The organism is Glutamicibacter sp. (genome assembly GCF_035257265.1).
In the GTDB taxonomy this organism is placed as follows: Bacteria; Actinomycetota; Actinomycetes; order Actinomycetales; family Micrococcaceae; genus Glutamicibacter.
On sequence record NZ_DATEXC010000039.1, the window covers coordinates 13,330 to 38,684 of the forward strand.

General features: G+C 54.8%; 24 protein-coding genes. 6 read left to right on the forward strand and 18 right to left on the reverse strand.

Going from position 1 to position 25,355, the window contains the following annotated elements:
* Nucleotides 1-70 precede the first annotated feature (70 nt).
* Nucleotides 71-493: an aspartate 1-decarboxylase gene (panD, locus tag VJ369_RS11000; RefSeq protein WP_324092117.1), complete on the forward strand. Its 423-nt coding sequence runs from the start codon at nt 71-73 to the stop codon at nt 491-493.
* On the opposite strand, the gene uvrA is transcribed toward panD, so the two are convergent.
* Nucleotides 494-2,959: an excinuclease ABC subunit UvrA gene (uvrA, locus tag VJ369_RS11005; RefSeq protein ID WP_324092118.1), complete on the reverse strand. Its 2,466-nt coding sequence runs from the start codon at nt 2,957-2,959 to the stop codon at nt 494-496.
* A gap of 102 nt (nt 2,960-3,061) precedes the next feature.
* Nucleotides 3,062-3,427: a hypothetical protein gene (locus VJ369_RS11010; protein WP_324092119.1), complete on the reverse strand. Its 366-nt coding sequence runs from the start codon at nt 3,425-3,427 to the stop codon at nt 3,062-3,064.
* Between the two features lie 161 nt (nt 3,428-3,588).
* On the opposite strand from VJ369_RS11010, the gene VJ369_RS11015 reads away from it, so the two are divergent.
* Nucleotides 3,589-4,089: a DUF6328 family protein gene (locus tag VJ369_RS11015; RefSeq protein WP_324092120.1), complete on the forward strand. Its 501-nt coding sequence runs from the start codon at nt 3,589-3,591 to the stop codon at nt 4,087-4,089.
* On the opposite strand, the gene VJ369_RS11020 is transcribed toward VJ369_RS11015, so the two are convergent.
* The 5 genes from VJ369_RS11020 to VJ369_RS11040 form a co-directional block, all read right to left on the reverse strand.
* Nucleotides 4,086-4,895, reverse strand: a complete 810-nt coding sequence (locus VJ369_RS11020) for an oxygenase MpaB family protein (protein WP_324092121.1) — start codon at nt 4,893-4,895, stop codon at nt 4,086-4,088. The genes VJ369_RS11015 and VJ369_RS11020 overlap by 4 nt on opposite strands.
* A gap of 295 nt (nt 4,896-5,190) precedes the next feature.
* Nucleotides 5,191-5,958, reverse strand: a complete 768-nt coding sequence (locus VJ369_RS11025) for an ABC transporter ATP-binding protein (protein ID WP_414652653.1) — start codon at nt 5,956-5,958, stop codon at nt 5,191-5,193.
* Nucleotides 5,959-6,032: 74 nt separating this feature from the next.
* Nucleotides 6,033-6,788 carry an ABC transporter permease gene (locus VJ369_RS11030; RefSeq protein WP_324092123.1) on the reverse strand — a complete coding sequence of 252 codons (756 nt, stop codon included), beginning with the start codon at nt 6,786-6,788 and terminating at the stop codon, nt 6,033-6,035.
* 50 nt (nt 6,789-6,838) lie between these two features.
* Nucleotides 6,839-7,615 (reverse strand): ABC transporter permease, encoded by a 777-nt coding sequence (locus VJ369_RS11035; RefSeq protein ID WP_324092124.1) that lies wholly within the window; start codon nt 7,613-7,615, stop codon nt 6,839-6,841.
* 34 nt (nt 7,616-7,649) lie between these two features.
* Nucleotides 7,650-8,669: an ABC transporter substrate-binding protein gene (locus VJ369_RS11040; RefSeq protein ID WP_324092125.1), complete on the reverse strand. Its 1,020-nt coding sequence runs from the start codon at nt 8,667-8,669 to the stop codon at nt 7,650-7,652.
* Nucleotides 8,670-8,840: 171 nt separating this feature from the next.
* Here VJ369_RS11040 and VJ369_RS11045 point away from each other — a divergent pair, with 171 nt between their 5' ends.
* Together VJ369_RS11045 and VJ369_RS11050 are read left to right on the forward strand one after the other, a co-directional pair.
* Nucleotides 8,841-9,881 (forward strand): MBL fold metallo-hydrolase, encoded by a 1,041-nt coding sequence (locus VJ369_RS11045; protein ID WP_324092126.1) that lies wholly within the window; start codon nt 8,841-8,843, stop codon nt 9,879-9,881.
* A 69-nt stretch (nt 9,882-9,950) separates the two neighbouring features.
* Nucleotides 9,951-10,859, forward strand: coding sequence for a LysR family transcriptional regulator (locus tag VJ369_RS11050; RefSeq protein WP_324092127.1), 909 nt, complete (start codon nt 9,951-9,953; stop codon nt 10,857-10,859).
* Between the two features lie 72 nt (nt 10,860-10,931).
* On the opposite strand, the gene rbsD is transcribed toward VJ369_RS11050, so the two are convergent.
* The 6 genes from rbsD to VJ369_RS11080 form a co-directional block, all read right to left on the reverse strand.
* The gene (rbsD, locus tag VJ369_RS11055; RefSeq protein ID WP_324092128.1) at nt 10,932-11,315 is read right to left on the reverse strand and encodes a D-ribose pyranase; all 384 of its coding nucleotides are present in this window, start codon (nt 11,313-11,315) and stop codon (nt 10,932-10,934) included.
* Between the two features lie 36 nt (nt 11,316-11,351).
* Nucleotides 11,352-12,254, reverse strand: a complete 903-nt coding sequence (locus VJ369_RS11060; RefSeq protein ID WP_324092129.1) for a ribokinase — start codon at nt 12,252-12,254, stop codon at nt 11,352-11,354.
* Between the two features lie 66 nt (nt 12,255-12,320).
* Nucleotides 12,321-13,259 carry a substrate-binding domain-containing protein gene (locus VJ369_RS11065; protein ID WP_324092130.1) on the reverse strand — a complete coding sequence of 313 codons (939 nt, stop codon included), beginning with the start codon at nt 13,257-13,259 and terminating at the stop codon, nt 12,321-12,323.
* Nucleotides 13,260-13,309: 50 nt separating this feature from the next.
* Nucleotides 13,310-14,278, reverse strand: a complete 969-nt coding sequence (locus VJ369_RS11070; protein ID WP_096283093.1) for an ABC transporter permease — start codon at nt 14,276-14,278, stop codon at nt 13,310-13,312.
* Nucleotides 14,278-15,792: a sugar ABC transporter ATP-binding protein gene (locus VJ369_RS11075; RefSeq protein ID WP_324092131.1), complete on the reverse strand. Its 1,515-nt coding sequence runs from the start codon at nt 15,790-15,792 to the stop codon at nt 14,278-14,280. Before VJ369_RS11075 ends, VJ369_RS11070 begins: the two co-directional genes overlap by 1 nt.
* Complete coding sequence (locus tag VJ369_RS11080) at nt 15,789-16,841, reverse strand: LacI family DNA-binding transcriptional regulator (RefSeq protein ID WP_324092132.1); 1,053 nt, start codon at nt 16,839-16,841, stop codon at nt 15,789-15,791. Before VJ369_RS11080 ends, VJ369_RS11075 begins: the two co-directional genes overlap by 4 nt.
* Before the next feature lie 253 nt (nt 16,842-17,094).
* Between VJ369_RS11080 and VJ369_RS11085 the strand changes: the two genes are divergently transcribed.
* Nucleotides 17,095-17,781: a metal-dependent transcriptional regulator gene (locus VJ369_RS11085; RefSeq protein WP_324092133.1), complete on the forward strand. Its 687-nt coding sequence runs from the start codon at nt 17,095-17,097 to the stop codon at nt 17,779-17,781.
* A gap of 236 nt (nt 17,782-18,017) precedes the next feature.
* Here VJ369_RS11085 and VJ369_RS11090 read toward each other — a convergent pair whose 3' ends face one another.
* The 5 genes from VJ369_RS11090 to VJ369_RS11110 all read right to left on the reverse strand — a co-directional run bounded on the left by VJ369_RS11090 (nt 18,018) and on the right by VJ369_RS11110 (nt 24,148).
* Complete coding sequence (locus VJ369_RS11090; RefSeq protein ID WP_324092134.1) at nt 18,018-18,893, reverse strand: metal ABC transporter permease; 876 nt, start codon at nt 18,891-18,893, stop codon at nt 18,018-18,020.
* Nucleotides 18,890-19,630 carry a metal ABC transporter ATP-binding protein gene (locus VJ369_RS11095; RefSeq protein ID WP_324092135.1) on the reverse strand — a complete coding sequence of 247 codons (741 nt, stop codon included), beginning with the start codon at nt 19,628-19,630 and terminating at the stop codon, nt 18,890-18,892. Before VJ369_RS11095 ends, VJ369_RS11090 begins: the two co-directional genes overlap by 4 nt.
* Nucleotides 19,627-20,580, reverse strand: a complete 954-nt coding sequence (locus tag VJ369_RS11100) for a metal ABC transporter substrate-binding protein (protein ID WP_414652650.1) — start codon at nt 20,578-20,580, stop codon at nt 19,627-19,629. Before VJ369_RS11100 ends, VJ369_RS11095 begins: the two co-directional genes overlap by 4 nt.
* A 119-nt stretch (nt 20,581-20,699) precedes the next feature.
* Nucleotides 20,700-21,680 (reverse strand): formimidoylglutamase, encoded by a 981-nt coding sequence (hutG, locus tag VJ369_RS11105; protein ID WP_324092136.1) that lies wholly within the window; start codon nt 21,678-21,680, stop codon nt 20,700-20,702.
* A gap of 329 nt (nt 21,681-22,009) precedes the next feature.
* Complete coding sequence (locus VJ369_RS11110) at nt 22,010-24,148, reverse strand: SH3 domain-containing protein (protein WP_324092137.1); 2,139 nt, start codon at nt 24,146-24,148, stop codon at nt 22,010-22,012.
* Nucleotides 24,149-24,427: 279 nt separating this feature from the next.
* Between VJ369_RS11110 and VJ369_RS11115 the strand changes: the two genes are divergently transcribed.
* Complete coding sequence (locus VJ369_RS11115; protein WP_324092138.1) at nt 24,428-25,285, forward strand: SDR family oxidoreductase; 858 nt, start codon at nt 24,428-24,430, stop codon at nt 25,283-25,285.
* The last annotated feature ends 70 nt before the right edge of the window (nt 25,286-25,355 follow it).

Here is a 25,355-nt window from a genome sequence, read left to right on the forward strand (position 1 = left end):
CACAGACGGTTAGCCATGCTAGGTAGTAAACTGGCACCGCTAACCTTCTTGAAGATTGGGAACTCGTTCCATGCAACGCACCATGTTTAAGTCCAAAATCCACCGCGCAACCGTCACCCAGGCTGACCTGCACTACGTCGGCTCAATCACGATCGATTCTGATCTACTGGCAGCCTCGGACATCCTGCCTGGCGAGCTGGTCAGCATCGTGGACGTTACCAATGGTGCACGGTTGGAAACCTACACCATTGCCGGTGAACCTGGCAGTGGTGTCATTGGAATCAACGGTGCAGCCGCGCACCTGGTGCACCCCGGAGATCTGGTGATCATCATCAGTTACGCGCAGATGCAAGATGCTGAAGCCCGCACTTACGTACCAAGCGTGGTCCATGTTGATGACGAGAATAGAATGATCCATCTCGGTGATGATCCCGCCGAGGCTGTCGCTGCGGGAGTCCACACCCCGCCCTTTGCACAGCTTCGCAATAGCTAATTATTTTTGTTCTCCGGCCAGTCGACGCGCAAGAAATTCCGCGGTTCGGCTGGCCGGATTTTTTGCGACCTGCTGCGGGGTTCCGGTAGCGACAATTTGGCCACCGCCATCTCCGCCGGCTGGACCCAAATCGATGACCCAGTCGCTGGCTGCCACCACATCCATATGATGTTCCACGACTATTACCGTATTTCCTTGATCTACGAGTTGGTGCAGCTGAGCGATCAATAGCTGAACATCTGCTGGGTGCAGTCCGGTGGTCGGCTCGTCGAGCAGATACAACGTGTGGCCACGTCGTTGGCGTTGTAACTCGGTAGCGAGTTTGATGCGCTGTGCCTCACCACCGGACATCTCTGTAGCTGGCTGTCCAAGTTTCAGATATCCCAGCCCAACCTCGCGAAGGGTCGCTAGTGCCCGGGCCGCTGCAGGTATTTCAGCTAGGAATTCTTCTGCTTGAGTCACGCTCAATTCAAGAATTTCAGCGATGTTCTTTCCTTGATACTCAACTTCCAAGGTCTGTTCGTTGTAACGCGTACCGTGGCACTGCGGACAAGGGCCGTAGGTTCCGGGCAAGAAAAGCAGTTCAATTTCCAGGAACCCTTCACCCAAACAATTCTCGCAGCGTCCGCCGGTTACGTTGAAGGAGAAGCGTCCCGCACCGTAGCCTCGCTTCCGAGCTAAGGGTTGATCTGCAAAGGTCTTTCGAACCGCGTCGAAGAGCCCGGTATAGGTGGCAACATTTGAGCGCGGCGTACGTCCGATAGGTTTCTGATCCATCAGCACTACACGGTTAATCTGGTCGGCACCGTGGACCTGACTAATTACCGCGTGCTCCATCGAGTCTTCGGATTCCTCGGCCTCCCCCAGTGCGTTCCCGCCTGCGGCTTGGGCCAGTGCCACCGAGACAAGACTCGATTTTCCAGACCCAGATACTCCGGTCACCGAGCTAAAGATTCCCAAGGGGAATTTAGCGTCCACATTCCTCAAGTTATGTAGCTTGATTCCTTGCAGTTCCATCCAGGCGTTAGCGGTTCGTAATTTCCGCCTCGGGGCAGGTTTAGGGGTCAGGAACTGACGTGTCACCGAGCTTTCTACCTGCGCGAGGCCGGAGACTTCTCCACTATAAAGTACTTGCCCTCCCCCGCTGCCTGCGCCGGGACCCACATCCACAATCCATTCGGCACGGGTCACCACATCCATGTTGTGTTCCACAACAAAGACGGAGTTTCCCTCGGCCTTTAGTGCATCAAGCACCTCGATCAGCGGTTGCACGTCTGCCGGGTGCAACCCTGCAGAGGGTTCGTCGAGTACGTAAATTACACCGAACAGACCGGCGCGAAGTTGCGTGGCGATGCGAAGTCTTTGCATCTCCCCCGGCGATAGCGTTGGAGTGCTGCGGTCAAGACTCAGATAACCTAGCCCCAGTTCCAGAAGCACCTGGACTCTAGCCAACAGGTCGGTACTAATTGTGCTGACCACATCGGCTTGCGCTTGACCTTCGGAGTCGGTGGCGAAGGGGCGCAGCAACTGGGCTAAAGATTGCAAGGAACGTGAGTTGAACTCGGCAATGTTCAACCCCGCAAAAAGTACTTTTAATGAGTCACTGCGAAATCCTGTTCCGCTGCACTGAACACAGTCCTGAGAAATCATAAAGGCCAATGCCTTGGTCCGCAGGTTTTCGCTCTTGGACGTGGCCACGGTATGGCGCACGTAGCGTTCGGCGCTCCAAAAACGTCCTTTGTAGGGTTTGGCTACGCGGTCCCGCTCGGGTGTCACCTCAACTACAGGTTGTTCTTCGGTGAACAGCAACCAATCGCGGGTTTTCCTGCCGAGCTTCTCAAATGGCACGTCGATGTCGTAGCCAAGATGCGTAGTGATGTCACGTAGATTTTTGCCTTGCCAAGCTCCTGGCCATGCGGCAATCGCTCCATCGCGGATGCTCAAAGTCGGGTCAGGAACTAGCGAACTTTCGCTGACCGAATGCACAGTGCCAACACCGTGGCATTCCGGGCAAGCACCTACGGCCGTGTTCCTGGAAAACGAGTCTGATTCAAGTCTGCTGGCCCCGGCGGGATAAGTTCCGGCGCGAGAGAACAACATTCGCACCGAGTTCGATAGCGTGGTTACCGTACCCACGCTGGAGCGTGAACTAGCGGAACCTCGGCGTTGCTGTAAGGCCACGGCCGGCGGAAGCCCGGAAATGAACTCAACCTTTGGGCTGTGCCCCTGAGCGATTAAGCGCCTTGCATAGGGTGCGACAGATTCGAGAAAACGCCTCTGGGATTCGGCGAAAATGGTACCGAAAGCGAGCGAAGACTTGCCTGAACCGGAGACCCCGGTGAAAGCAACAATGGCATCGCGCGGGATGCGCACCTCAACATTGTCAAGATTATTTTCGTTCGCCCCACGTACGTGAATAAATCCGTCGTGCTTTGCCGTGTTCAAATTCTGTGCAATGCTCTCCATCTTCCCCACAGTATGCGCCGTGGGCGCTACAGCTCAATTTCAACAACTTCACTCAGGTATTCTCATGGTTTCGGCAACACATGACTGATGATAATAGTCGTCTCAGTCCTCACCCCAACAATCTTCGTCCGGGCAGCCTTGCCATGTTTTAGAAAAGTATCCAACGATGTCCAATCCGATACCCAGCGGGTAGCTGTCAGCTACTGACCCGTGGACGCGCTGTGCGGATTCGTTCAGCGCCAAATGGAAAAACCGGCACACCGATTCGTAGTTCCACACTTCCATGGTCAGTTCCACCAGTTGGTGATGCGAGATTGAGTCTTGTGTCTTGATCCCGAGTTCTTCGGCAAAGCCCTTCACGATGTCTATGGTCAGCGGATGGTTCTTGCCGCAATCACACCACGACAATCCTTTGTCCGGCATAGTCCAAACATCTGATTTGATATGTGGTTCCAGATTCATCTCCATAAATTTCACCTAGCTACTTCCTCTTGGGATGTCTCAAGATATACAGAGCCACCGACAGTTTGGATAGAGATTCGCGAAGCACTTGGCAGTCATCATGGACATTGGCATAGTTAGTGTTCCAGAACCGTTGGCTCCGGCAGCGGACATAGTCGAGGAGAACCATGAACAACAAGCGTTCCCACCCCGATACCAGTGACGGTGCACCACACCGGCAATGGAACGAGCTACTGCAAGAAATGCGTGTAATGCAGACCGGTGTGCAGATTCTCGCAGCGTTCCTGGTCGTACTGCCTTTTCAAGCGCGATTTGAAATGCTCAGCCACAACGACGAGATTGTCTACATCGTCTTGTTGGTGGCTGCAACCCTACTTATTTTGTTGCTGATTACTCCGGTTGCCGTGCACCGTTACTTCTTTGGGCAACGCCTCAAAGAGCAAACCGTGGCCTTGGGTCATATCGTGCTGAAGATTGTGGGTCTAGGTGTGGGACTGCTGGTCTCAGGCTGTGTTTGGTTCGTCCTGCAGGTGCTTTTTGGTTGGCAAACTGGTGCCTGGATTGGTGGTCCGTTAATCGCGGTGACACTATTCTTATTGCTGGCGTTGCCACGAATCCTGATTCCTCACCATGCGAAAGACCGGGAACCGCAGATTGCTGATGACTAACTCATCCGGTCGACATGGTGCAGCATCAATCTCATCGGTGCTTGTCTGAGGAGCTTGGGCAGAATGCGGGTAGCTACGCGAACAAACGAGACAGTTCGCCGGTTACGCTTGCGCACCTTTTCGGTAACTACGTATCCGAATTCTTCGCGCACCCTCAGTGGAAGCTGAGCAATGGTCACATCGCGCATCAGCGGCAGTCCTGCGCGGATCCACCATGGGGCGTTCCTTCCAGCAAAGAGTTCTTCGGCCAATGCACGAATCTGTTGACTCACAACAAGGTTTTCTAGCGTGCGGTCCAAGTAGTTATCAAAAGCGCGAAGGTCTTCCGGCCAGAAATGCTCTGGCATCTGTAACGCGTCACCTAGCCGGGCGTATTGCCGATAGAGATCTTCCTCGTCCTGCGACCCAGAGCTGGGAAGAACTTGCGCGGCAATCACCCGTGCTGAGTCATAGAGCGTCGCTGCAACCCATAACTGCAATTTAGGATCCAGCGCCGAATAAGCAGGGGTGCCTTGCTCCACGTCTCGGCTTCCTCGTACCGGTGCGTGGGCGGTGTCAACGTGGTCAACGATTCTTCGTTGCTGTTCTTCGGTGCCATTGCTCAAGGCATAAATGTAGCCGAGCGTATGAATCAGACGACTGAGCGGATTCGAGGCAAAGTCCGAATGGTTGGCAATAGCCAAGCCAATTTGCGGGTGCGCGAGCTGTAATAGGATGGCACGCCCAGCACCGAGCAGGAGCCCCGCCTCGGGCGCAATACGTGAGAACAGTTCCCTGTCCTGGGCTCCAAGCTCGTCTGGTTCCATATCCACCATTCTAGGAGCCAGCAGTGACACGCCAAGTCGATGATTCTGAAGCGGAAGGCTCCGTCGATGGACATATGGAGCCAGAATGTACTAACCATGAGACTTCATCAATGAAAGCAGGCATTTACTTTTCGATGTTCAGCGCATAACTTATCGTCAAGTCGCGAGTAAGCAGATGGCCGGGTGGTAACCACGAGTCTCAATTTATGGCTACCACCCAGTTATCCGTTTCTCCGTCTAGCAACACCACACACGGATTCGTAATTTGATGCTCGGCTCCTACCCGGGAACGGGTCTATGCTCGCGAAGCCGATGATGCTGTGCGAATCATACGCATTACGTCACTACGCAAATCTGCGTAGGCAGGCGTGGCTCGTGTTTCGACTTGGTCGCGTTGTTTGCCTAATGGGACATCCACGACCTCGAGTACTGTTGCTGGCTGTCCACCAAGCACGACAACACGATCGGAGAGGTAAACAGCCTCATCAATGTCGTGGGTTACCAGCAGTATCGTCATCCCAAGGTCGTCACGGATGCTACGGGTCAAGTCTTCAAGTTCAAACCGTGTTTGTGCATCCACCGAAGCAAAAGGTTCATCCATGATTAAGATCTGTGGCTTGTAAGCCAACGCGCGGGCGATGGCCACGCGTTGCTGCATACCTCCGGAAAGTTGCCACGGGTATTTAGCACCGGCACGCTCTAAACCGACTTCTTTCAGTGCTGCTTTGATACGGTGAGAGACTTCCTGGCGGCCCAGCTTTAAGTGACGCAAGGGAAATTTGAGATTTCCTTCAACGGTCAGCCATGGCATCAACGAACGGTTATAGTCTTGGAAAACAAGTGCCATTTCCTCTGGCGGTCCTGACATGACCCGTCCATTGACTTCAATTGTTCCGGTCGTAATGTCGTGTAGCCCAGCCAAGGACTTTAGCAATGTCGTCTTGCCAACGCCAGACGGACCAACCAGACAAACAATCTCTCCATGCATAACTTCCATGTTGAGATCGGTAAGAATCTCTGGACCGGAGCCATAGCGCTTGCTGACATTTTTCAAACTCAACATTGCTTGCACTGGATTATCCTCGATTGTGGTTTGGACATTGACTTTTTCAGTTCCTACGTACATTTTCATCCCCCTTAGGCAGCTAACTGCAGGGCTTTAGACTTGTCGTACCAGCTCAGTACCCGTGCTCTTAGCCGGCCCAGCAAATAATTCGACAAGAAGCCAATTACGCCTAGAAGTACAATTCCGGCCCACATATCTACACTTGCAAAGCTCTGTTGCGCGAGGATGGTCATTGCACCGATGCCCACCGATGAACCAAGCATTTCAGTAGCAATCATGACGACAAATGAAAACTGTAGGCTTGCTTGTAATCCGGTGAAAATTTGGGGTAACGCCGATGGCAAGAACATCCCAAAGACGCGTTCTGCATTTGTAATGCGAAATACCTTCGCCACCTCATGGAGCTGAGGCTCAACAGCTTTGATTCCATCCATTGTCGCAATCCATGTTGGCGGGAACGCCGCCAGAATTATCACTAAAAGCCGGACTTCATTACCGAAACCCATCAGGCTGATGAAGACTGGAATGATAGCGATCGAAGGAACTGCCCGATAAAAGTGAATAAGTGGAGACAATAATTCTTCGAGCACTGGAACGAGCGCGAATACGAGTCCTAGGATCACCCCCAGCAATACTGCGATAGCAAAACCAATGACGAGATTACTCAAGCTCGGCACAATGTCACTGAGGAACTTATCGAAGAGCCAAAGCTCCCGGAATCTGACCAGAATCTCTGATAATGGCGGGAAAAATGGATTGCTGCTGGAATTTGACCATGCCCACCATATGGCAAGAATAAATACCGGAACACCGATTTGTAGGGTCATCCCTATCCGTTGATGACGCCTGACTGATTTGTCTGAAGACCTAGCCACGATTAATGCACCAACTTTCGATAGGACGGGTGCCAGCTGAGTACTTTCGATTCAATCCCGCCACTGAGCAACTGCAAGAGCAATCCGACTGCACCAAGGATCAGAACGAGCCCATAAAGATCGGCAGTTTCATTAGCGCTTAATGCTCGCTGAATTTCCGAACCTAGCCCAGGGCCTCCCCCGAGAAGCCCCGCTACTACGGAAACGATCAGTGAGATCGGTATCGCTGTTCTGATTGCAGTAGCGATAAATGCCGAGGCGGAAGGTAAAACTACTCGTCCAAGAATTTCGCCTGTTCCGACACCATAAGAACGACTTGTTTGAATAGCAACGGGGTCCGTTTCTCTTACTCCAGCAGCAGTCTGATAGAGAATCGGGAGCAGACAACCGTAAAATACGAGGAATTCCCCCATACGTTGGGTGGGACCAAGCACTAAGATTGCCAAAGGCATGATCACAATTGGCGGAATTGGTTTAAGGAATTCCACGACAAAACTCAGTGCTTTACCTACCAGCCCAAACCACCCGATGGCCATGCCCAGAAGCACTCCCACGAGCAATGCCCACGCAAACCCTTTGGCTGCCATCAACATGGTAATACCTAACGATTCCCAAAAAGCTAGGTCTCGCACCATTGCGATCATTGCGGAAAATACCTGCGTGGGTGCCGGTAACGGTGATTCTCTCATCGGTCCGAGAGCAATTAGGTACCAGGCAAGTACTGCCATGAAGAGGCCTGCAGCACCGAGGGCTACCTTTCGAGAACTTACGTTGCTCACGATTCCAGCTCCTTATATGAAGAAAAACGACCAGTTAAGGAAGTGGGATAGCAGTCGTGTCAGTGACTTCCAAAGGCGAATCAAGGAAGCCAATTTTTACCAGCTTTTCACTAATACGGCTGATATCGCTGGTATCCATCACTGTCGGGAAGTATGTGAACTTTCCGCTATCTGTAATCACCTTGGCATCGATTCCAGTTAGTTCAGCCGCAGCTGCCACCGCGTCTGCACGATGCTCATTCGCATAATCGTTGGACTTCACGACTGCACGCTGGAACTTAGCAATTGTGTCGCTGTCCTTTGACATTTCCGGTCCAACCATCCAAGTGCTTGTCATCCCGCTCTCATAAAAAGCAACACCCGGGCTCCAAAGTTTTTTGGCACCATTGGACTCAGCTTCAAGAGTAAAAGGCATAGGGAGCGTAATTGCATCAACGCGTCCGGATTTGAGCGATTCAATCTGCGATCCAAAATCTAGAGCGATCCAGTCGACGTTCTCAGGGTTTCCGCCATCCTTGGCAACCTCATCTGTGACAAAGGCTTCGAAAATGGCCTTGCGTGCGTTGACGCCGACTTTCTTGCCTTCAAGATCCTTTGGAGAACTTATGCCGCTATCTGGATTCACATAGACACCATAGGTATCGAACTCGGAATCCGCCTTAACACCTTCCGGATACCCGACAACAGGAGCGACCGAAGTTACCTGAATGCCCTTCTTCTGTGCGTTGATGCCCGGAATCAAAGGGATTGACCCAAAATCTATCTGGTTACTCTGTAGCGCTGCAGATGCTGCAGGAGGATTTCCATTGGTGCTGATCTCAAGCTCAAGTCCTTCATCTTTGAAGAAACCTTGTGCGATGCCCAGTTCTATGGCTGCTCCAGAAGTGGTCCCATCAACGCTGACCTTCAGGGTGTCTTTCGAACCATCAGAAGCCGTGGATTCACCGGATGAACAAGATGTCATACCCAACGCAAAAATTGCAGCGGTCGCTAGCAGAACACTTATTTTCGTGGATTTCATAATTAATTTCTCCTCCAGGAGCAGTTCATTCAAACCAAGACTTCTTGTGACGGTCGCCACGTCGTTGAATTCATAATTGCACGCTGTCGTATGCCTCGGATAACACTAAGTATCGATGCAGTGCATAAGTAAATTATGTTTGCTTCAATGTTCTAAATAAGTTGAGATTTTGGTACGGGTAAATTTATAGAAACGAGTCTCAAATTGTCTAAGCAAGTAGTTGAAGAAGGTATGCACGCTATCGCCTTAGGTACCGCTGGTGGGCCTGTTTGGTGGGGGCGAGACGACATAGATGCCGGAATCAGCACGGCTATCGTCGTCGACGGCAAGGTTTATCTCGTAGATTTCGGATATGGTGCCGGCCGCCAGCTACGGCGAGCAGGTCACCGGTTCGGAGATGTCGAAGCACTGTTTATTACACATATGCATTCTGATCACACCGTTGATTTGGCTAGTCTTTTTCTCTTCGCACGAAACGAAATCGGAGACCGGCAAGTCAAAATTCTAGGACCCGGCAACCGGGGAAAATTACCTCCGCTGACACCTCTTGCGAAGGAAGTTCCGACACCTGTTAATCCGGAATCGCCTGTCCCCGGAATAACTGAAACCCTTGACAGACTTGTGCGTACTTACTCGGCAGATATCAACGACCGGATCTTTGATTACGGATCGCCTTCTCCAGCTACCAAATTCGATATCAAAGATATTGCGCTTCCTGCGGGCCTTCCCTTTGATCCCAACGAAAACGTTGCTCCAGAAATGGAACCGTTCGTGATTTTTCGAGATGAGAGGGTAAGCGTAAGCGCAATTTTGGTTGATCATCACCCAACGGCACCCGCATATGCCTTCCGTTTCGACTCACGTTACGGCTCAATCGTTGTTTCGGGAGATACGGGCTACTGCCAAAATTTGATTACGATTTCGCAAGATTGCGACGTGCTCTTTCATGAGGCCATCAACCTTGAAGTGGTAGGTCAACAAGCCCTAAACACATACCCGGACCCGGAAGTCCGCGAATCAGTGATGTCTCACCATCGCCGCTCGCACACAACCGCCCTAGATGCAGGGCGTATTGCAAGCATGGCGAATGTTGGAACCTTAGTCTTACATCACCTGGTACCTGCCAACGCGCCTCTAGAAAGTTGGCAAGAAGCCGCCAAGGAATACGACGGTCGGCTAATTATCGCTCATGATTTAGATACCATCAGCCTCAAGACCAGCGACGAATCAATCCCTACTTCGTAGGCGTCTTCCCAGACGCCTACGAAGTAATGCAATCGACTTGCCGCTCAATTATGGACCTAGAATTGCTTCATGATCCGAATGACGATTAGACAGCTTGAATATTTTCAGGCCGTTCTCGAAACGGGAAGTGCAACTGCTGCGGCTAAGGTTTGTCACGTCAGTCAGGCCGGACTTTCTGCGGGAATATTGCAGTTAGAAACCGCACTCAACATACAACTATTCGTCCGTCAGAAGTCACGAAATCTATCACTCACTCCAGCTGGCCGAGCATTTAGCCTTACGGTTCAATCAGTACTGCAACAGTTACAAGAACTTGAAGACGGGGCTGCCTCTTTCGGCCATGCGGTGAGCGGCGTACTTCGATTAGGTTGTTTCGAAAGCTTGTCCCCTACCTTGTTGCCACGGCTTGCTGGGCATTTCACGGATAATTTTCCAGATGTCATCTTAAGATTTTTCGAGGGCTCGCCGCGCGCTATTGAGGATGATCTGCGCTCTGGACGATGCGAAGGGATATTGGCCTATAAACAGCACGTATCCGGCGGGCTGGTCTACCATTCGTTGGGGAGCCATCCACTGTATATAGCGCTTCCTCCAGAACATGCTCTCGCTGAAAAAGACTCCATCAATTTAGATGAGCTCGCGTCATATCCGCACGTGCTCTTAGATCAAGAGCCAATTTCCACACTGGTTACTAATCTTCTACGGGAGCACGGTGCACATTCCGAACCGTTGCTCACCAGCCGTTCCATCGAAACAATCCGTTCTGCGGTAGCGCGGGGCCTAGGTTTTACCGTTACAGGTGTTCGTCCACCTAATGACTTGAGTTTCGATGGGCTCCCCATCGTGTACAAGCCGTTATCAGACGGAGGACAGGTCAGAGAAATTGTATTGTGCACAATGCCTGGTGTCCCCTTGTCGCGCCGGCTCACCGAAGCCGTTGAATATTGCAAAATGCTCGTAAGCCACACTTCGCTTTGATCGGAACAAAGCACATTTTTTTGCACAAAAAGCCGGCATCGACCAACTGTCGATACCGGCTTCGGCTTGGTCTTAGAAAGCTACCCCGCAGTGCAGGATCACGTTGGCAAAGGGAGTTGATTCCCCGGTGCGCACGATAACCTTGGCGTTGGGCAATTCGGCTTTGAGCTGCTCATGAGTGATGAATTGCGGCTCCAGTCCGTAGGACGCACACAGCTCCTGAACTGCTCCGTCTTTGGCTTCGCTGGCCAGTGTGCTGGACTCGATCACCATATTACGGCTGAGTACATCTAGTACCTGCTCAAAGCTGAGCAGTCCTTGAACCAGCGCTAAATCGATGACTGTTGGACCAGCAGGAAGTGGTAAACCGCAATCGGCGATAACCACCGTGTCGGTGTGCCCCAACTTGGCCAATGCGCCAAGTAGCGGGGCGTTGAGAATTTCGGATTTCAGCACGAATGCTTCCTTAGGTCTTGCTCGAAAAGTTCTGTCTTAGAGTGCGTCTAGGGAACGCGGGTAGGAAGCCTGAGCACCATGTGCCTGCACGGTCAGCGCCGCGAACTTTCCAGCGAAATCTGCTGCTTGTGCCAGAGTGTCACCGTGAGCCAGACGGGCTGCCACCGCACCGGTGAATGCGTCACCAGCACCGGTGGTGTCCATTGCCTTGACCTTAACCGCAGGCAGCTGCTGAATTTCAGCGCCGCGTTCAGCCACCAAACAGCCATTGACACCCAACGTGATGACCAGCGAGGCTAGACCATGGGCCATGAGCTTCTCGGCAAGGACCGGTTCGGATTCGGCAGACACAGTTTCACTGCCATCGAGCTGTTGCAAGATGAGCGCCGCTTCATGCTCGTTGACCACCAGCGGGTTGGCTTTGAGCAGGTAATCGCGGTCCAGTTCGATCACCGGTGCCAGGTTGAGCACCACCTTATCGGCCGCCAGATCCATAGCGGCTTTGATGCCTGAGGCGGGGATTTCCCCTTGCAGCACCACAATGCCGTGCAGTGCACCGGCAGCGTTGACTACCTCAGCGGTGACCGAGGAGTTAGCTCCGGACACCACGGCGATGGAGTTTTCCGCGCCGGCATCCACCTGAATGATTGCCACGCCGGTAGGTAGGCTGGAAGTTGAGACGCGATCAAGCTTCACCCCTGCTTCTTCAAGCTGGCCTAGCGCGATCTTCGCGTGCGAGTCTTCGCCTACTGCACCGATAAATTCGGTGCTGGCGCCTGCGAGCTGCGCGGCCAGAGCCTGATTTGCCCCTTTGCCGCCGGGCGAAAGCTGGTAGGAATCAGCCAACACGGTTTCACCCGGGCCAGGCAGGCGGTTCATCAACGCGGTGATGTCCACATTGCTCGAACCAACGATAGTGACTTGGATGTTGTCCGTCATGATTATTCCTTAGCTTGGTATAGCTCAGTTGAGCTCTCGCCCGGCGAAATGAGGTACTGCGGGTACTTACTTCGTGACGTAGTCGGCGACGTTGTCGGTGTTGACGGTGTCAACGGCAACCTGAACTACTTCTTCAACTGCTTCATCCTTCATGGCCTTAGCCAAGATCTGGACCGACTGCTTGCCTAGCTCGGCTGGGTTCTGCGCGATGGTGGCGACCAAGGTGCCAGCCTCGACTGCCTTGAAGCCATCTTCGGTACCGTCGAAGCCTACAACCTTGACGTCCTTGCCTGCCTTGGCCCCCAGTGCCTGGATAGCGCCCAGAGCCATTTCGTCATTCATCGCCAGTACGCCAGTGGCGTCTGGGTTGGACTGCATCAGGTTGGTCACTACGTCCAGTGCCTCGGCACGGTCGAAGTTAGCGGTCTGGCTGGAGACCACCTTGATGTCGCCGAATTCTTTCAGACCCTTGGTGAAGCCTTCGCCACGCTCGTTGGTTGCCGAAGCGCCTGGTACACCTTCAAGGATGATGATCTTGCCCTTGCCACCCAGCGATTCTGCGAGTGCCTTGGCTGCCTGCTCGCCACCAGCAACATTGTCTGAAGCGACAAATGAAGCGACCTTGGTGGCGCCTACGGAGCGGTCAACTGCGACGATTGGCAGTTCTGCCGAAACGATCGGGGCCAGGCCGGCTTCGGCGGTTTCGGTATCTACTGCGTTGATGATGATACCTTCGGTGCCATCGGTAGCGGCGGTTGCCAGCTGGTTAGCCTGGCTGGCCGAATCGTTCTGCGCGTCAACTACGGACAGGTCGATGCCCAGTTCGGTGGCTTCTGCCTGTGCGCCGTCACGCAGGTCAACGAAGAATGGGTTGTTCAGCGTGGACACTGCCAAGGTGGCCTTGCCGCCCTCGGCGGCTGCCTCGCCACGGCCACAGGCACTGGCACCCAAGACCAGTGCTAGACCGAGGGTCAGTGCGGTGCTCTTACGTACGATGTTTTTCATTGGGTTCTCCCTTGAACTAAATGGTGTCAGAAACAGTGATACAAAAACTATTAGTGGCGCACGTTCTTGCGGCGAAGTACGTCGAAGCCCACGGCAATCGCGATAACCAAGCCGATCACTACCTGCTGCCAGAAGGCGCTGACCGAAAGCAGGTTCAGGCCGTTGCGGATGACCGCGAGGACCAGCGCACCGATGAGCGTTCCGGAAATACGACCCACACCGCCGGACAGTGAAGCGCCGCCGATAACAACCGCCGCGATGGCGTCCAGCTCATAACCGCTGGCCAAGGTCGGCTGTGCCGAGTCCAGACGGCCTGCAAGAATCATGCCCGACAGTGCGGCGAAGATACCGGAAATGACAAACACGGTCACTAGTACGCGCTTGACCGGAATACCCGACAGACGAGCGGCTTCGGTGTTGCCACCCACGGCGAAGGCGTTCTTACCGATGATGGTGCGGTTCAGCACGAACGCTGCGATCAGACCGGAGACAATCAGGATCAGGATGGGTACCGGCATGAAGCCCAGATCCCCGCCCAGCCAGGACACCGAATCGCCGGTGGCGATGGGGCGCCCGTCGGAGATGACCAGGGTCAGCCCGCGGACAATGGTGAGCATCGCCAGCGAGGCGATGAAGGTCGGTAGTTTGCCGTAGGCGCTCATGGCACCGGTAACCCAGCCGCACAACCCGCCGATGGCCAAACCAACAACAATCGATAGCCCATCGGGCAAACCCGCGGTGGTTACCCAGTAGGAGGAGGTCATCGCGGAGATCGCTGCGATGGAACCGACCGAAAGGTCGATACCGGCGGCGACGATCACGAAGGTCATGCCGAAGGCCATCACCGCAATGGTGGAGACCTGGATGCCGATATTCATCAGGTTCGGCCCGGTCAGAAAGCGCGGGGTCGCGATGAACATGGCTAGGCAAAGAACAACCAGGCCGACTAGGGCACCGTTGTTTGCAAGGAATGCCTTGAAGTCAAAGCCCTTCTTGGGTGTGGTGGCTACGCTGCTCATTACTTCTTTCCCATTTCATCTTCGCGGTGCACATTGCTCACGGCGAGGGCCATGATGCTGTCTTGAGTGGCTTCATTGGTGGCTAGCTCTCCGGCGATCCGGCCCTGGCTCATCACCAGGACGCGGTCGGACATGCCCAGCACTTCGGGCAGTTCGCTGGAGGCCATCAGTACGCAGCCTCCGGAGGCGGTGATCTCATTGATCAGTTCGTAAATTTCTACCTTGGCTCCGACGTCTACGCCGCGGGTTGGTTCATCCAGCAAGAGCACCTTGGCTCCGGCGGAGAACCAGCGGCCAAAGACCGCCTTTTGCTGGTTGCCTCCGGAGAGTGAACGAATCGGCTGGTCAATATTTCCCATGCGGATCCGCAGACGGGCGGCAACCTTCTCGGCGCGTTCACGCTGCCCCTTGCGGTCTACCAGTCCCGCTGTAGCGGTGGATGCCATGGTGGCGTAACCGATGTTCTCGGCGACCGAAGCGTCCAGTACCAGGCCCTGAGTTTTGCGGTCTTCAGGCACATGGCCTAACCCTGCACGGGTGGCCGCAGCCACGTCATTGCGCGGTAGCTTTTTGCCGGCAACTTTCACGGTGCCTGACGTGTATTTATCCGCTCCGGCAATCGCGCGGATCAGTTCGGTGCGCCCAGCGCCCATCAATCCGGCGAGGGCCACGACCTCACCGGGTCGAACTGAGAGCGAAATATTTTGCAGTGGGCCTACGCTGAGGTTTTCCACGCTCAGCAGGTTCTGCTCGCCAGGAGTGGCAGCTTGGCGCGGGAATTGCGCGTCGATGTCGCGGCCCACCATCAGGCGCACCAATTCGTTCTCCGGGGTATCTGCAGGGACGGTGGCAATGAACTTTCCATCACGCAATACATTGACGAAGTCGCCAATGGCCGCAATCTCATCGAGGTGGTGGCTGATGAAGACCATCCCCACACCCTTGGTTTTGAGCTGGCTGACGACCTCAAAGAGGCCTGCAATTTCGGCGTTGGTCAAGGCCGCAGTTGGTTCATCAAGGATGAGTACGCGGGCGTCCAGGGAAAGGGCCTTGGCGATCTCCACTAGCTGCTGCTGGGCTAAGCCCAGGTCGCCTACCGGGGTGTTGACATCAAGATTCAATCCCAGCTGGTCCAGCGCTTCGCGGGCAATGCGGCGCATCTCGCGGCGGTTGATAATCCCGAAGCGACGCGGCACACGGCCTAAGGTGATGTTTTCAGCGATAGTCATCGAGGGAACCAGGTTGAGTTCCTGGTGGATGGTGGCGATGCCCAGAGCTTCGGAAGCCTTAGTATCCGGGATCTGCACTTCCTTGCCGTTCATCAAGATGCGTCCGGAATCGGCGTTGTGCACTCCGGCGATCATCTTGATCAAGGTGGACTTGCCTGCACCATTTTCGCCGAGCAGCACCGACACCTTGCCGGCGTGGACCTCGACGGTCACCTCATCGATTACCTGGACGGGGCCGAACGACTTGCAGACTCGGTCAAGGACCAGTAGAGCGTCGTTACTCATGGGCGCACCTTTCCTTCCATCACTTGTGTTGCTTTGGCTACCGCCACCGAGGTGCGCAGCGTAAATTTGCTAATCAGTTCTTCGGGTTCCGGTTTCTGGCCGGCCATCACTTCGCGCAGGGCTTGAACCGCCATTTTCCCCATCTGGCTCAGGTCATGACCGATAGTGGCAATTGGTGGGTCGTGAATGAGCATCGCATCGACTTCATCGAAGGTAATCACCGACAGGTCAGCGCCAACCCTCACCCCCAATTCGCGCCAGACGCGAAGCGCTCCTATGGCCATCGGTGCATCCGCAATGATCACGGCGCTGGGTTTTGCGGGATTGTCCAGGAGCCATTGAGCCGCTAGCGCGCCGGAGGCCGGCTGGAAGTCACCGACAAAGTGCAATGCTTCATCGGCATGCAGTCCGTTGTTCGCCAGTGCGGTTTCGAACGCGCTGTACCGTTCAAGGGCGGTGGAGGCGTGCTTTGGTCCGCCAATAAAGGCAATCTTCTGATGATTCAGGGAATGCAGGGTTGCCACCGCTTCATCCAGCGCTTGGGCGCTGTTGGCGGTGATTGCTGGAACCTGAACGCCAGGCAGCGCGCGGTCCACGAAGATGGTGGGAATGCCGCTGGAAAGGACCCGATTCATCATTTCGCTAGGCTGGTTTGATTCTTCATTCAGCCCTTGGGGCACAATGACAAGTCCGTCCACACGGCGTGAAAGCATGGTGGCCAGAAAATCATCTTGTTGTGCGGCATCTTCGTTGGCATTACCAATAAAGGTCATCAGTCCGGCGGCGCGTGCATGCTGTTCCACCGCATGGGCCAGGTCTGAGAAGTAGGGGTTACGCACGTCAGAGATCAACAGTGCGATGGAATCTGTTTTAGTGGAGCGCAGTGAGCGGGCCTGCGCGTTGGGCATGAAACCCAATTCTTTCGCGGCGCTTTCAACCTTAGCGCGGGAATCTGGCGAGGTCGCCGGGTGACCTGACAGGACGCGCGATGCGGTGGCAACAGATACTCCTGCTGCGTTGGCAACGTCCTTGATGGTGACGGCGTTCATGGCCAATAAGCTCCTTTGCTTATTCATGTAATCGATTCCATGGAATCGATTACACAGTCTTCCCTAACAAGTTTTTCAAGTCAAGACGGCGCCAGCAACTCAACATAGGGGCTTCGTGGGAATTGTTAAAAACAAGTCCATGACTTGTGAATTTTTAGCCAAGCCAGACTAGGTCACCAAATAACTCAGATTTATCCGCGATGCGCAATTCACGTCTTCGGCGCGCACAGCACAGTTGTCTATGATTGATGATGTGTCGGTAACTCAACTTTCGGATAGCGCGCAGAACTACCTCAAGATCATTTTTAGTCTCAACGAATGGTCTGATGAGGCGGTGTCCCCTACCGTGATCGCAGAAAAGGCCGGGGTCAAACTTTCCACCGTCTCCGGGGCCATGTCTAAACTGCGCCAACAGGGTTTACTGGATCATGCGCCATATGGTGCGGTTTCATTGACCGACTTAGGCCGTGAGTATGCGGTCACGATGGTACGCAGGCACCGGCTGATCGAAACTTTTCTGGTCCAAATGCTAGGGTATCGCTGGGATCAGGTCCATGACGAGGCCGAACAGCTAGAGCATGCGGTGTCTGACTTCATGGTTCAACGAATCGATGAGTTACTCGGCTTTCCAACCCGTGACCCGCATGGAGATCCTATCCCCACCGCGGAAGGCAGGATTTCGTTTCCCGCTGCGATCTTGCTTGCCCAGGCAAAGCCGGGGCAAAAAGTCAGCGTGGAACGAATCTCCGATGCGGATTCGGAACTGCTTCAGTACTTTTCGGAAAGCGGCATTATCGTCGGCGCGCAATTAAACATCGCGACAGGTGAACCATTTTCCGACACCTTAGAGGTCACCGCAAATGGCGAGCCGACGGTGATCCGCCTCGGCGCGCGAGCCACCGAAGCCGTCTGGGTTTCGCCCCTGGACTCCGCCGGCTGATCCGAGGAGAACAAGCGCACTTCGGCAGGGAGTGAACAACGCCTGGGGTACGAACCTACGATTCGATCAATCAAGGCGAATTCATCAACACCATACGCCGGGAAGCTTTCCCCGTGCGTTCGTCAGCAGTCTCAAAATTCTGCCGTCGCTCAGCGAGGATTGTCTCTCTAGCTCGCAAGAGTATTCGGAAAGTAAGTTTCCCTCGGCACTCTCATACGCTGCGTGAGTAGCACGGCTTATCCTGCGTGCTGCAAGTTCTTGCGCCGCCTGCGCACCGCGAACCGGTGCGCAATTAGCCCTTGGCGTGGGCTAAACAGGTAGATCAGGACAAAGATCGCGCCTTGCGAAAGCACTACCATCCCTCCGGTAGATGCATCCAGGTAGTAGCTGACGTACACCCCGATAATCCCAGCCAGTGCCGCCAAGGCCGGGGCAATCACCAGCATTTTGCCGAAGCTATTTGTCAGCAGATAAGCGCTCGCACCCGGAATGATCAGCATCGCTACCACCAAGATGACGCCCACCGCCTGCAATGCCACCACCGAGGTCATGGCAAGCAACCCTAAAAGGACCGCCCCGATCATTCGCGGATTCATGCCCAGCGCGTGCGCGTGGGTTGAGTCAAAAGCGTAGAGCGTGAAATCTTTGCGTTTGAGGATCAAAATCAGGAAGGTCACCGCACCCAGGATGATGACCTGCCATAGGTCTGCAGCGGAGACCCCGAGCAGATTTCCAAAGATAATGTGGTTCAAATCAAGGTGGCTTGGGGTCACTGAGATCAGCACCAGCCCAAAGGAAAATAAAGTGGTAAACACGATTCCAATGGCTGCATCTTCTTTTAGCCTAGAGGTATCGCGTACTCCCCCAATCAGTGCAACCGCCAAAAAACCAAAGACTAAGGCGCCCAAGGCAAATGGTGCGCCGACAATATATGCGAGCACCACCCCGGGCAATACCGCGTGGGATACCGCGTCACCCATCAGCGACCAGCCGATGAGCACGAGCCAGCAGGAGAGCACCGCACAGAGAATCGCAGCGATCACGGTGACGGCGAGCGCGCGCACCATAAAGGTGTACCCCAGCGGTTCGGCTAATAACTCGATGAGGTTCATGCGTCTTCGCCTCGATTCATAGGATCCAGCCCGAAGGCCATGGCGAGGTTCTCTGGTTGCAGAACCAACTGCGGGTCTCCTTGCATCAGTACCTTTCGCATCAAAAGTATTGCTTGATCTGCTAAGTTTGGCAGCGCGTGCAGGTCATGGGTCGAGATCAATACGCTTCCGCCTTGGTCCGCTACTTCCCGCAGGAGTTTGATAATTGTTGCTTCGCTTCTCTTGTCCACTCCGGCGAATGGCTCGTCGAGCAGCATGATGTTCGCTTCTTGGGCGATACAGCGGGCTACAAAGGCGCGTTTCTTTTGCCCTCCGGAGAGCTGGCCTATTTGCCGCGAAGCCTGCTCGGTAAGTTCAACTCGGGCTAGCGCTTGCTCTACCGCCTCATGGTCTGACTTCCTCGGGCGCCTGGTGAATCCCATATGCCCATAGCGTCCGGTCATCACTACTTCACGTACCGAAATAGGGAAGTCCCAGTCGACAGCTTCGTTTTGCGGGACGTAACCGATGGCTCCTGATTTACGCGCCTGCAGTGGATTGGTGCCGTTGACCAATACGCTGCCGGTGTCGGGTCTAACCAACCCCATAATGGTTTTGAAGAGTGTAGATTTTCCGGATCCGTTCATTCCCACCAGTCCGCAAACAGATCCGCGCTCCAGTTGAATTGACGCTTTATCCAGGGCGAGCAGCGATCCATAGTGAACTGTCGCATTGGTGACATCGATGGCGAGTGTCATGGCATTTCTCCTCGTAAGGCGCGGGCAATGACTTGGGCATCATGGGTGATGAGGTCCAAATAGCTGGGAACTGGGCCATCGGGTTCGGAGAGCGAATCGACGTAGAGCGTCCCGCCGTACCGGGCATCGGTGGATTCAACCACGCGTTGCATTGCAGCGTCCGATACCGTCGATTCACAGAAGACCGCGGGGATTTGATGTTCGCGAACATAGTCGATGGCTGCGGCGACCTTGCGTGGGGTAGCCATTGACTCTGCATTCACCGCCCAGAGGTACTTCTCACGTAGGCCAGTGTCCCGCGTGAGGTAGCTGAACGCCCCCTCGCAGGAGACCAGCACCCTCTGGCCTTCGGGTACTTTTGCCAGGTCGGCAACGAGTGAGTCGTGCACGGCTTGGAGTTTGATTTTGTAAGCGTTGCCGTTGGCGGCGAAGTCATCGGCATGTGCCGGATCCAGTTCGCTAAACGCGATAATCATTGAATCAACATAGGTTTGGACATTCAGTGGGCTCATCCACGCGTGCGGGTTGGGCTTCCCCTCTCCGGCGCCCTGGGTAATGTTTATCGGCGTAACTCGATCGCTGACCGTAACGTGCGGGGCCGGATTGTCATGGACAAATTGTTCAAACCACGCTTCCAGATTCATTCCGTGGTCCAAGATAAGATCCGCATGCGAAGCGCGTCGCAGATCATCCGGAGTGGGCTCATAACCGTGGATTTCGGAGCCTAGTTTGGTCACCGATTCAACACGCAGATGATCTCCTGCCACGTTCTGAGCGATGTCCGCAAGCACCGTAAAGGTTGTTAGCACCACCGGTCGCTGGTCCTCCGGCGCAATCCCCTCCGCTGATGTCGAAGCACTGCATCCAGTTAGTACCAGCGCAAAGGAGCAAACCAGTGCCAGCGCGCGGCGAACCGACCTAGTGGTCCCTTGGCCATTTCTTGCTCGCACCGTTGCTCACATCATTTCGCTTGTGTCTTCAGCGCAAAATCCGCTTTCACACAGCATAATGTTTGAGGGGTCAAACATTCAAAGTTGTTGTCACAATCAGCACAAACTAGATGCGCTTTCTAGACTCCAATCAGGGTTTTGATGAGCCGGGCAGCGGTCCGTGCGGTCCGTGCGTCAATATCAAGGCTTGGATTCAGCTCCACCACATCAACGAGTGCGAGCTTTCCACTTCGTGTCACGTGGCGGCAGACCGCGTGAATAACTTCCAGCGGCACTCCATAGGCAGCCGGGGCGCTTACCCCAGGAGCAACTGCAGCAGGTAATACGTCAAGGTCAATGGTCAGATACAACTGGTCAATGGAATCCAAGAACTCGTCAACAAATTTGGTGACCTCGTTCAGGCTCAAAAAGCCGCAATCCTCATCAACTAAATACCGGACCCCCAGTGCCTGAGCCTCATCAAAAAGTACCTGGGTGTTATTTGGTTCGCTGATCCCCAGAACCGCGTAGTTAAATTCCCGGCCGGCCTCTTGCAGGTCGTTGGCGATATCTTTGAAGGGCGTTCCACTGCTCCGCCGCGCAGCGGTGCGCAGGTCAAAGTGTGCATCTAAGTTTAGAATTCCAATGCGCGTCGTTGCCTGTTGCCGCAGATGCTCAAAGAGGCCACTGAAAGATCCGTAGGCCGTCTCATGCCCACCTCCCAGTACCACCGGCATCATGCCAGCATCCAACAGTGTTGACACTGCCGTAGCCAGCCGCGCCTGCCCCGCTTCAAGTTCGTCGCCGAGCACCACGATGTCGCCCGTATCGTGCACCGTGCGTGGCTGATGAATTGCTAATGAGCTCAGCGCTGATCGCAAGGCCTGCGGACCACTAGCTGCGCCGGTTCGTCCTTGGTTTCTCAATATTCCCGCGTCTGAGGCAAACCCGAGCAGTGCGACCGGTCGCGATGTGGAGTGCTCCTCGGAAGGTGCGAACCGATCGGAATTTACATGCTGGTGCCAGCGAAGATGCCCGGTTCCCTCCCCGTCGATGCGGCCACCCCATGCTGCGGCCGGCCGATCTACCTGAATTCCCCCATGCGACGCATTATTCTCCATGTCACCAGCAGACCAGATCCACGGCTAGCTAACCAGTGCATTGAGCCAACTTAGTCCGGGATTTCGGACTGTTGGTCTGTAGCCGCGAAAATACCGTTGGTTACTATCGAGCGTCGGGAGCAAAATCGTGGAGGGCAAGGATTAAGTACGGTTGCTCCCCACGCTTGGGTCCGGCACTCAACCATGGCAATTACGCCGGTACAGGACTGGGCGCTTCGGCTACCCTGCGCGCAAAGAGTTCGTTTTACCGACGCGCATCATCCGAGGTGGTGAGGCAAGCTCTGTTCACGCAGCTCCTTGCCCAGTTCGGGCCAGCGCCCCAATTGGTTCTAATTTAGCTTGCCATCAGAACCAGAATCACCGTAGACCTCAACATGGATATGATCCATGTGTTTGGTGGTGTCATTCCAATTGTTAGTGAATTGGGTACCGTATTTACCCGAGGTGGAATAGTCGTTCCAGCCAGAGCCGGGCAACCATATTTGGTCCTGCCAGATAAGGTAATACACCCCAAGCTGTTCCCGGTTATCGAGCAAAAACTGGGCTATCTTGTCGCCCTGAGCAATACGAGTTTTGTTCTTGTAGTCTCGGATCATCAAGTCAACGGCCTTGCCTGCGCTATGCCCCACCGAACCGCTTCTGATGGTGTGGATATTGCTCACGGTGTCACCGAACCGATGCTCGATTGCCTTGAGAACACGTTGCGCATCGGGTTGCAGACCCACTGGTGCTTTAGTCGCAAGATATTTGGCACTGACCCATCCGGTGCCTTGAGAAGATCTGATCTGAGACCAGCCGTTGCTCATCTTGAGAAAGATGACCTTCTCGCCCACTGGCACTACACCTAGGCTTCGGTGCTCAACGCCACCGCCGGCACGTAGATTCACGTTCGCCGTAGTCCACCGGAATACCTGCTGCTTGTCGGGAACCGGTGCTTGAGGTTGCTTGGACGTCACGTAGGTAGAGCTGACCCATCCGACACCTTGCGTGGTGGTGACGCGAGTCCAACCGTTAGCCGTTCCGTGTGCGGTTACCTGCTGGTTCTTAGGAACAACACCGAGGGACTTGAACGACGTCGAACTGCCTTCGCGCAAGTTCACGTTTGTAGTTGCCCAGCGTTTCACATTATTCAGCGGCAAATAGGTCTTGTCGATCAGCGCAGAGCTCGGCACCCAGCCGATAACCCGTCCAACTTTAACCTTTGACCACGAGCCGCTGCTGCGGTAGAACCCTACTTTGCTACCGGGACGAATCGTCCCTAAAGATTTCGCTTTCGACGAGGCGGAGGCCCTGACCGCTACCGAGCTTATGGCCCAGCGGTTGCCTTTCAACACGTCGCTCACGGGCTTGCTCGCCGAGAGATCCTTCGAAGAGATCCAACCGAGGCCCTTCGAAGTTTTGACGCGGGACCACCCATTTGAGGTGCCGTGCAAAGTCACTTTTTCGCGTGCAGCCACCGTCGCTTTTTTGCTGGTGCTGCCCGAAGCTCCGGTACGCAGGGCTGTATTCTTCACGACCCACCGTGGGGTGGCTGGGATAGCTTTGAACGCACTGCTTGTCAGATTTGCTGTGGGGACCCACCCAGTACCGCGAGTTGTCCGCACCTTGCTCCACGAACCCTTGGTGAGAAACAGACCCAGTTTTTCTCCGGATCGAACGGTGCCCAAAGATTTAGTCTTGTTCCAGTTGCCCTCGCGAAGCACCGTGTCCGCGATGATCCAGCGCGATCCGATGATCTTGGCATTGACCGGCTTCGTGTTACTGAGCTGTGCGGCCGAGATCCATCCTCTGGTCCCGGATACCGAGACATGTGCCCAGCTACCAGAAGTGCGGAACCATTCAACCCTTGCGCCAGAGGCGACCGTTGCCAGTTTCTTCGATTTGCTCGAGTTCTTCTGGAACAGCGACTGCTTGGATTTCGAGTACTTGTAGACAGCTGCCGGCATCGCCGGGGATAGCTGATTCGTGGGAACAAACCCGACGCTTCGTCCAACCTTGACGCGCGTCCATGATCCGGAGGAGCCAAGACGCTGAACCTTAGTTTTGCGGATGATCCCGGTCAGCGAGCTAGAGGTTGCCGAAGGTTTCTGCCGTAACGACTGGAATGATTTCAGGTAGCGATGGACAACGGTCTTGGGCATTGACTTCGTCTGGGCCTTCAGTGGTGTCAGTTGGTTAGCCGGCACCCATCCGATTTTGCTCCGGTAACTAACCTGGTCCCAGCCGGAGCTGCTTCGCGAAACGGCGAGAGTGGTGTTCTTGGGAATGACGAGCACCGATGCTGCCCTGCTTGACGCGGTATTACGCATTGTCAGGCTGGTCTTGGTCTTTTTGATCACCTTCGCCGTAGCAACCGTACTTGTCATCATGGTGGATGGCTGCAGCGGTGGAGCTGCTAGAGCTGGAGCACCAAGCCCGAGAGCCAAAATAGCGGTGAGTCCCAGACTCAGTACACGGTTAACGCGCATATTAGTGTTCACTCTCGCGAAAAGATTTTGATGCCATTTCTTGATGGCTCAACAAAGTGTACTGGCATCAATGCGAAAGGTGTGGACTAGGAAACAGTAAAAGTAGTTATCAACGTCAAATTCTCCGGCACTGCGACCAACTGCTACCTTCCGGGCGTCATAATTAATGCGCACGATGATCTGTTTGCTGCCCGCTTGCCGGACAGACAGCACCCGGTAGGATGACGGTGGCATCCACAGCGAACGACCGATTAATGGTCGAGTAGGAAGGATTTGTTCATGAACAACACCACCCGTGCGAGTGTCGCAGTCACCGGCGTGACAGGCGTCCTCGGCGGATATATCGCCAACGAACTTGCTGCCCACGGTGTCGCGCAGCGGCTGCTGGCCCGCAGGACCGCAAAAGCGCCGCAGTTGCCGAAGAGCACAGTCCACCCGTTCAGCTACAGCGACCAAACAGCCACCATCGAGGCCCTCACAGGCGTGCGGACGCTCCTCATGGTGTCTGCTTCCGAATCTGCAGATCGTCTGGACCAGCACCGTTCCTTCATCGATGCCGCGGCCAAAGCCGGCGTGCGCCATATCGTCTATACCTCGTTTGCCGGTGCCGCACCCGACGCAATTTTTACCCTCGCGCGTGACCACTTCGAAACCGAAGAATACATCAAGGCTTCCGGGATGGCCTGGACAATGCTGCGCGATAGCTTCTACATCGACTTCATGGAAGCCATGGTCGGTGAAGACGATGTGATCCGTGGTCCAGGCGGTGAGGGTCGAGTCGCCATCATTTCACGAGCAGACATTGCCCGGACCGCCTCGGCCGTGCTGCGCGACCCCGCTGCACACGCCGGGCAGATCTATGACCTCACCGGTCCTGAGGCATTGAGCTTCGCGGAGATTGCCGCGGCAATCGGCGAAGTCCGTGGGCGCGAGGTCACCTATTACAACGAAAGCGTCCACGAAGCCTATGTCTCGCGAGCCAGCTACGGAGCCCCTGCTTGGCAGGTCGACGCCTGGGTGAGTACCTATACAACGGTAGCCAGCAACGCCATGGCAACTATTAGCGATGCCGTCGAGACCATCACCGGAACCGCTCCGCAGTCGTTGGAAACTTATCTCACTTCGACTCCGCGATAATCCGCCAACTCGTTCATGCCATTTGCTTCACCACGATGACTTCAGCAACGGATTCGGAGCGCAGAAATTA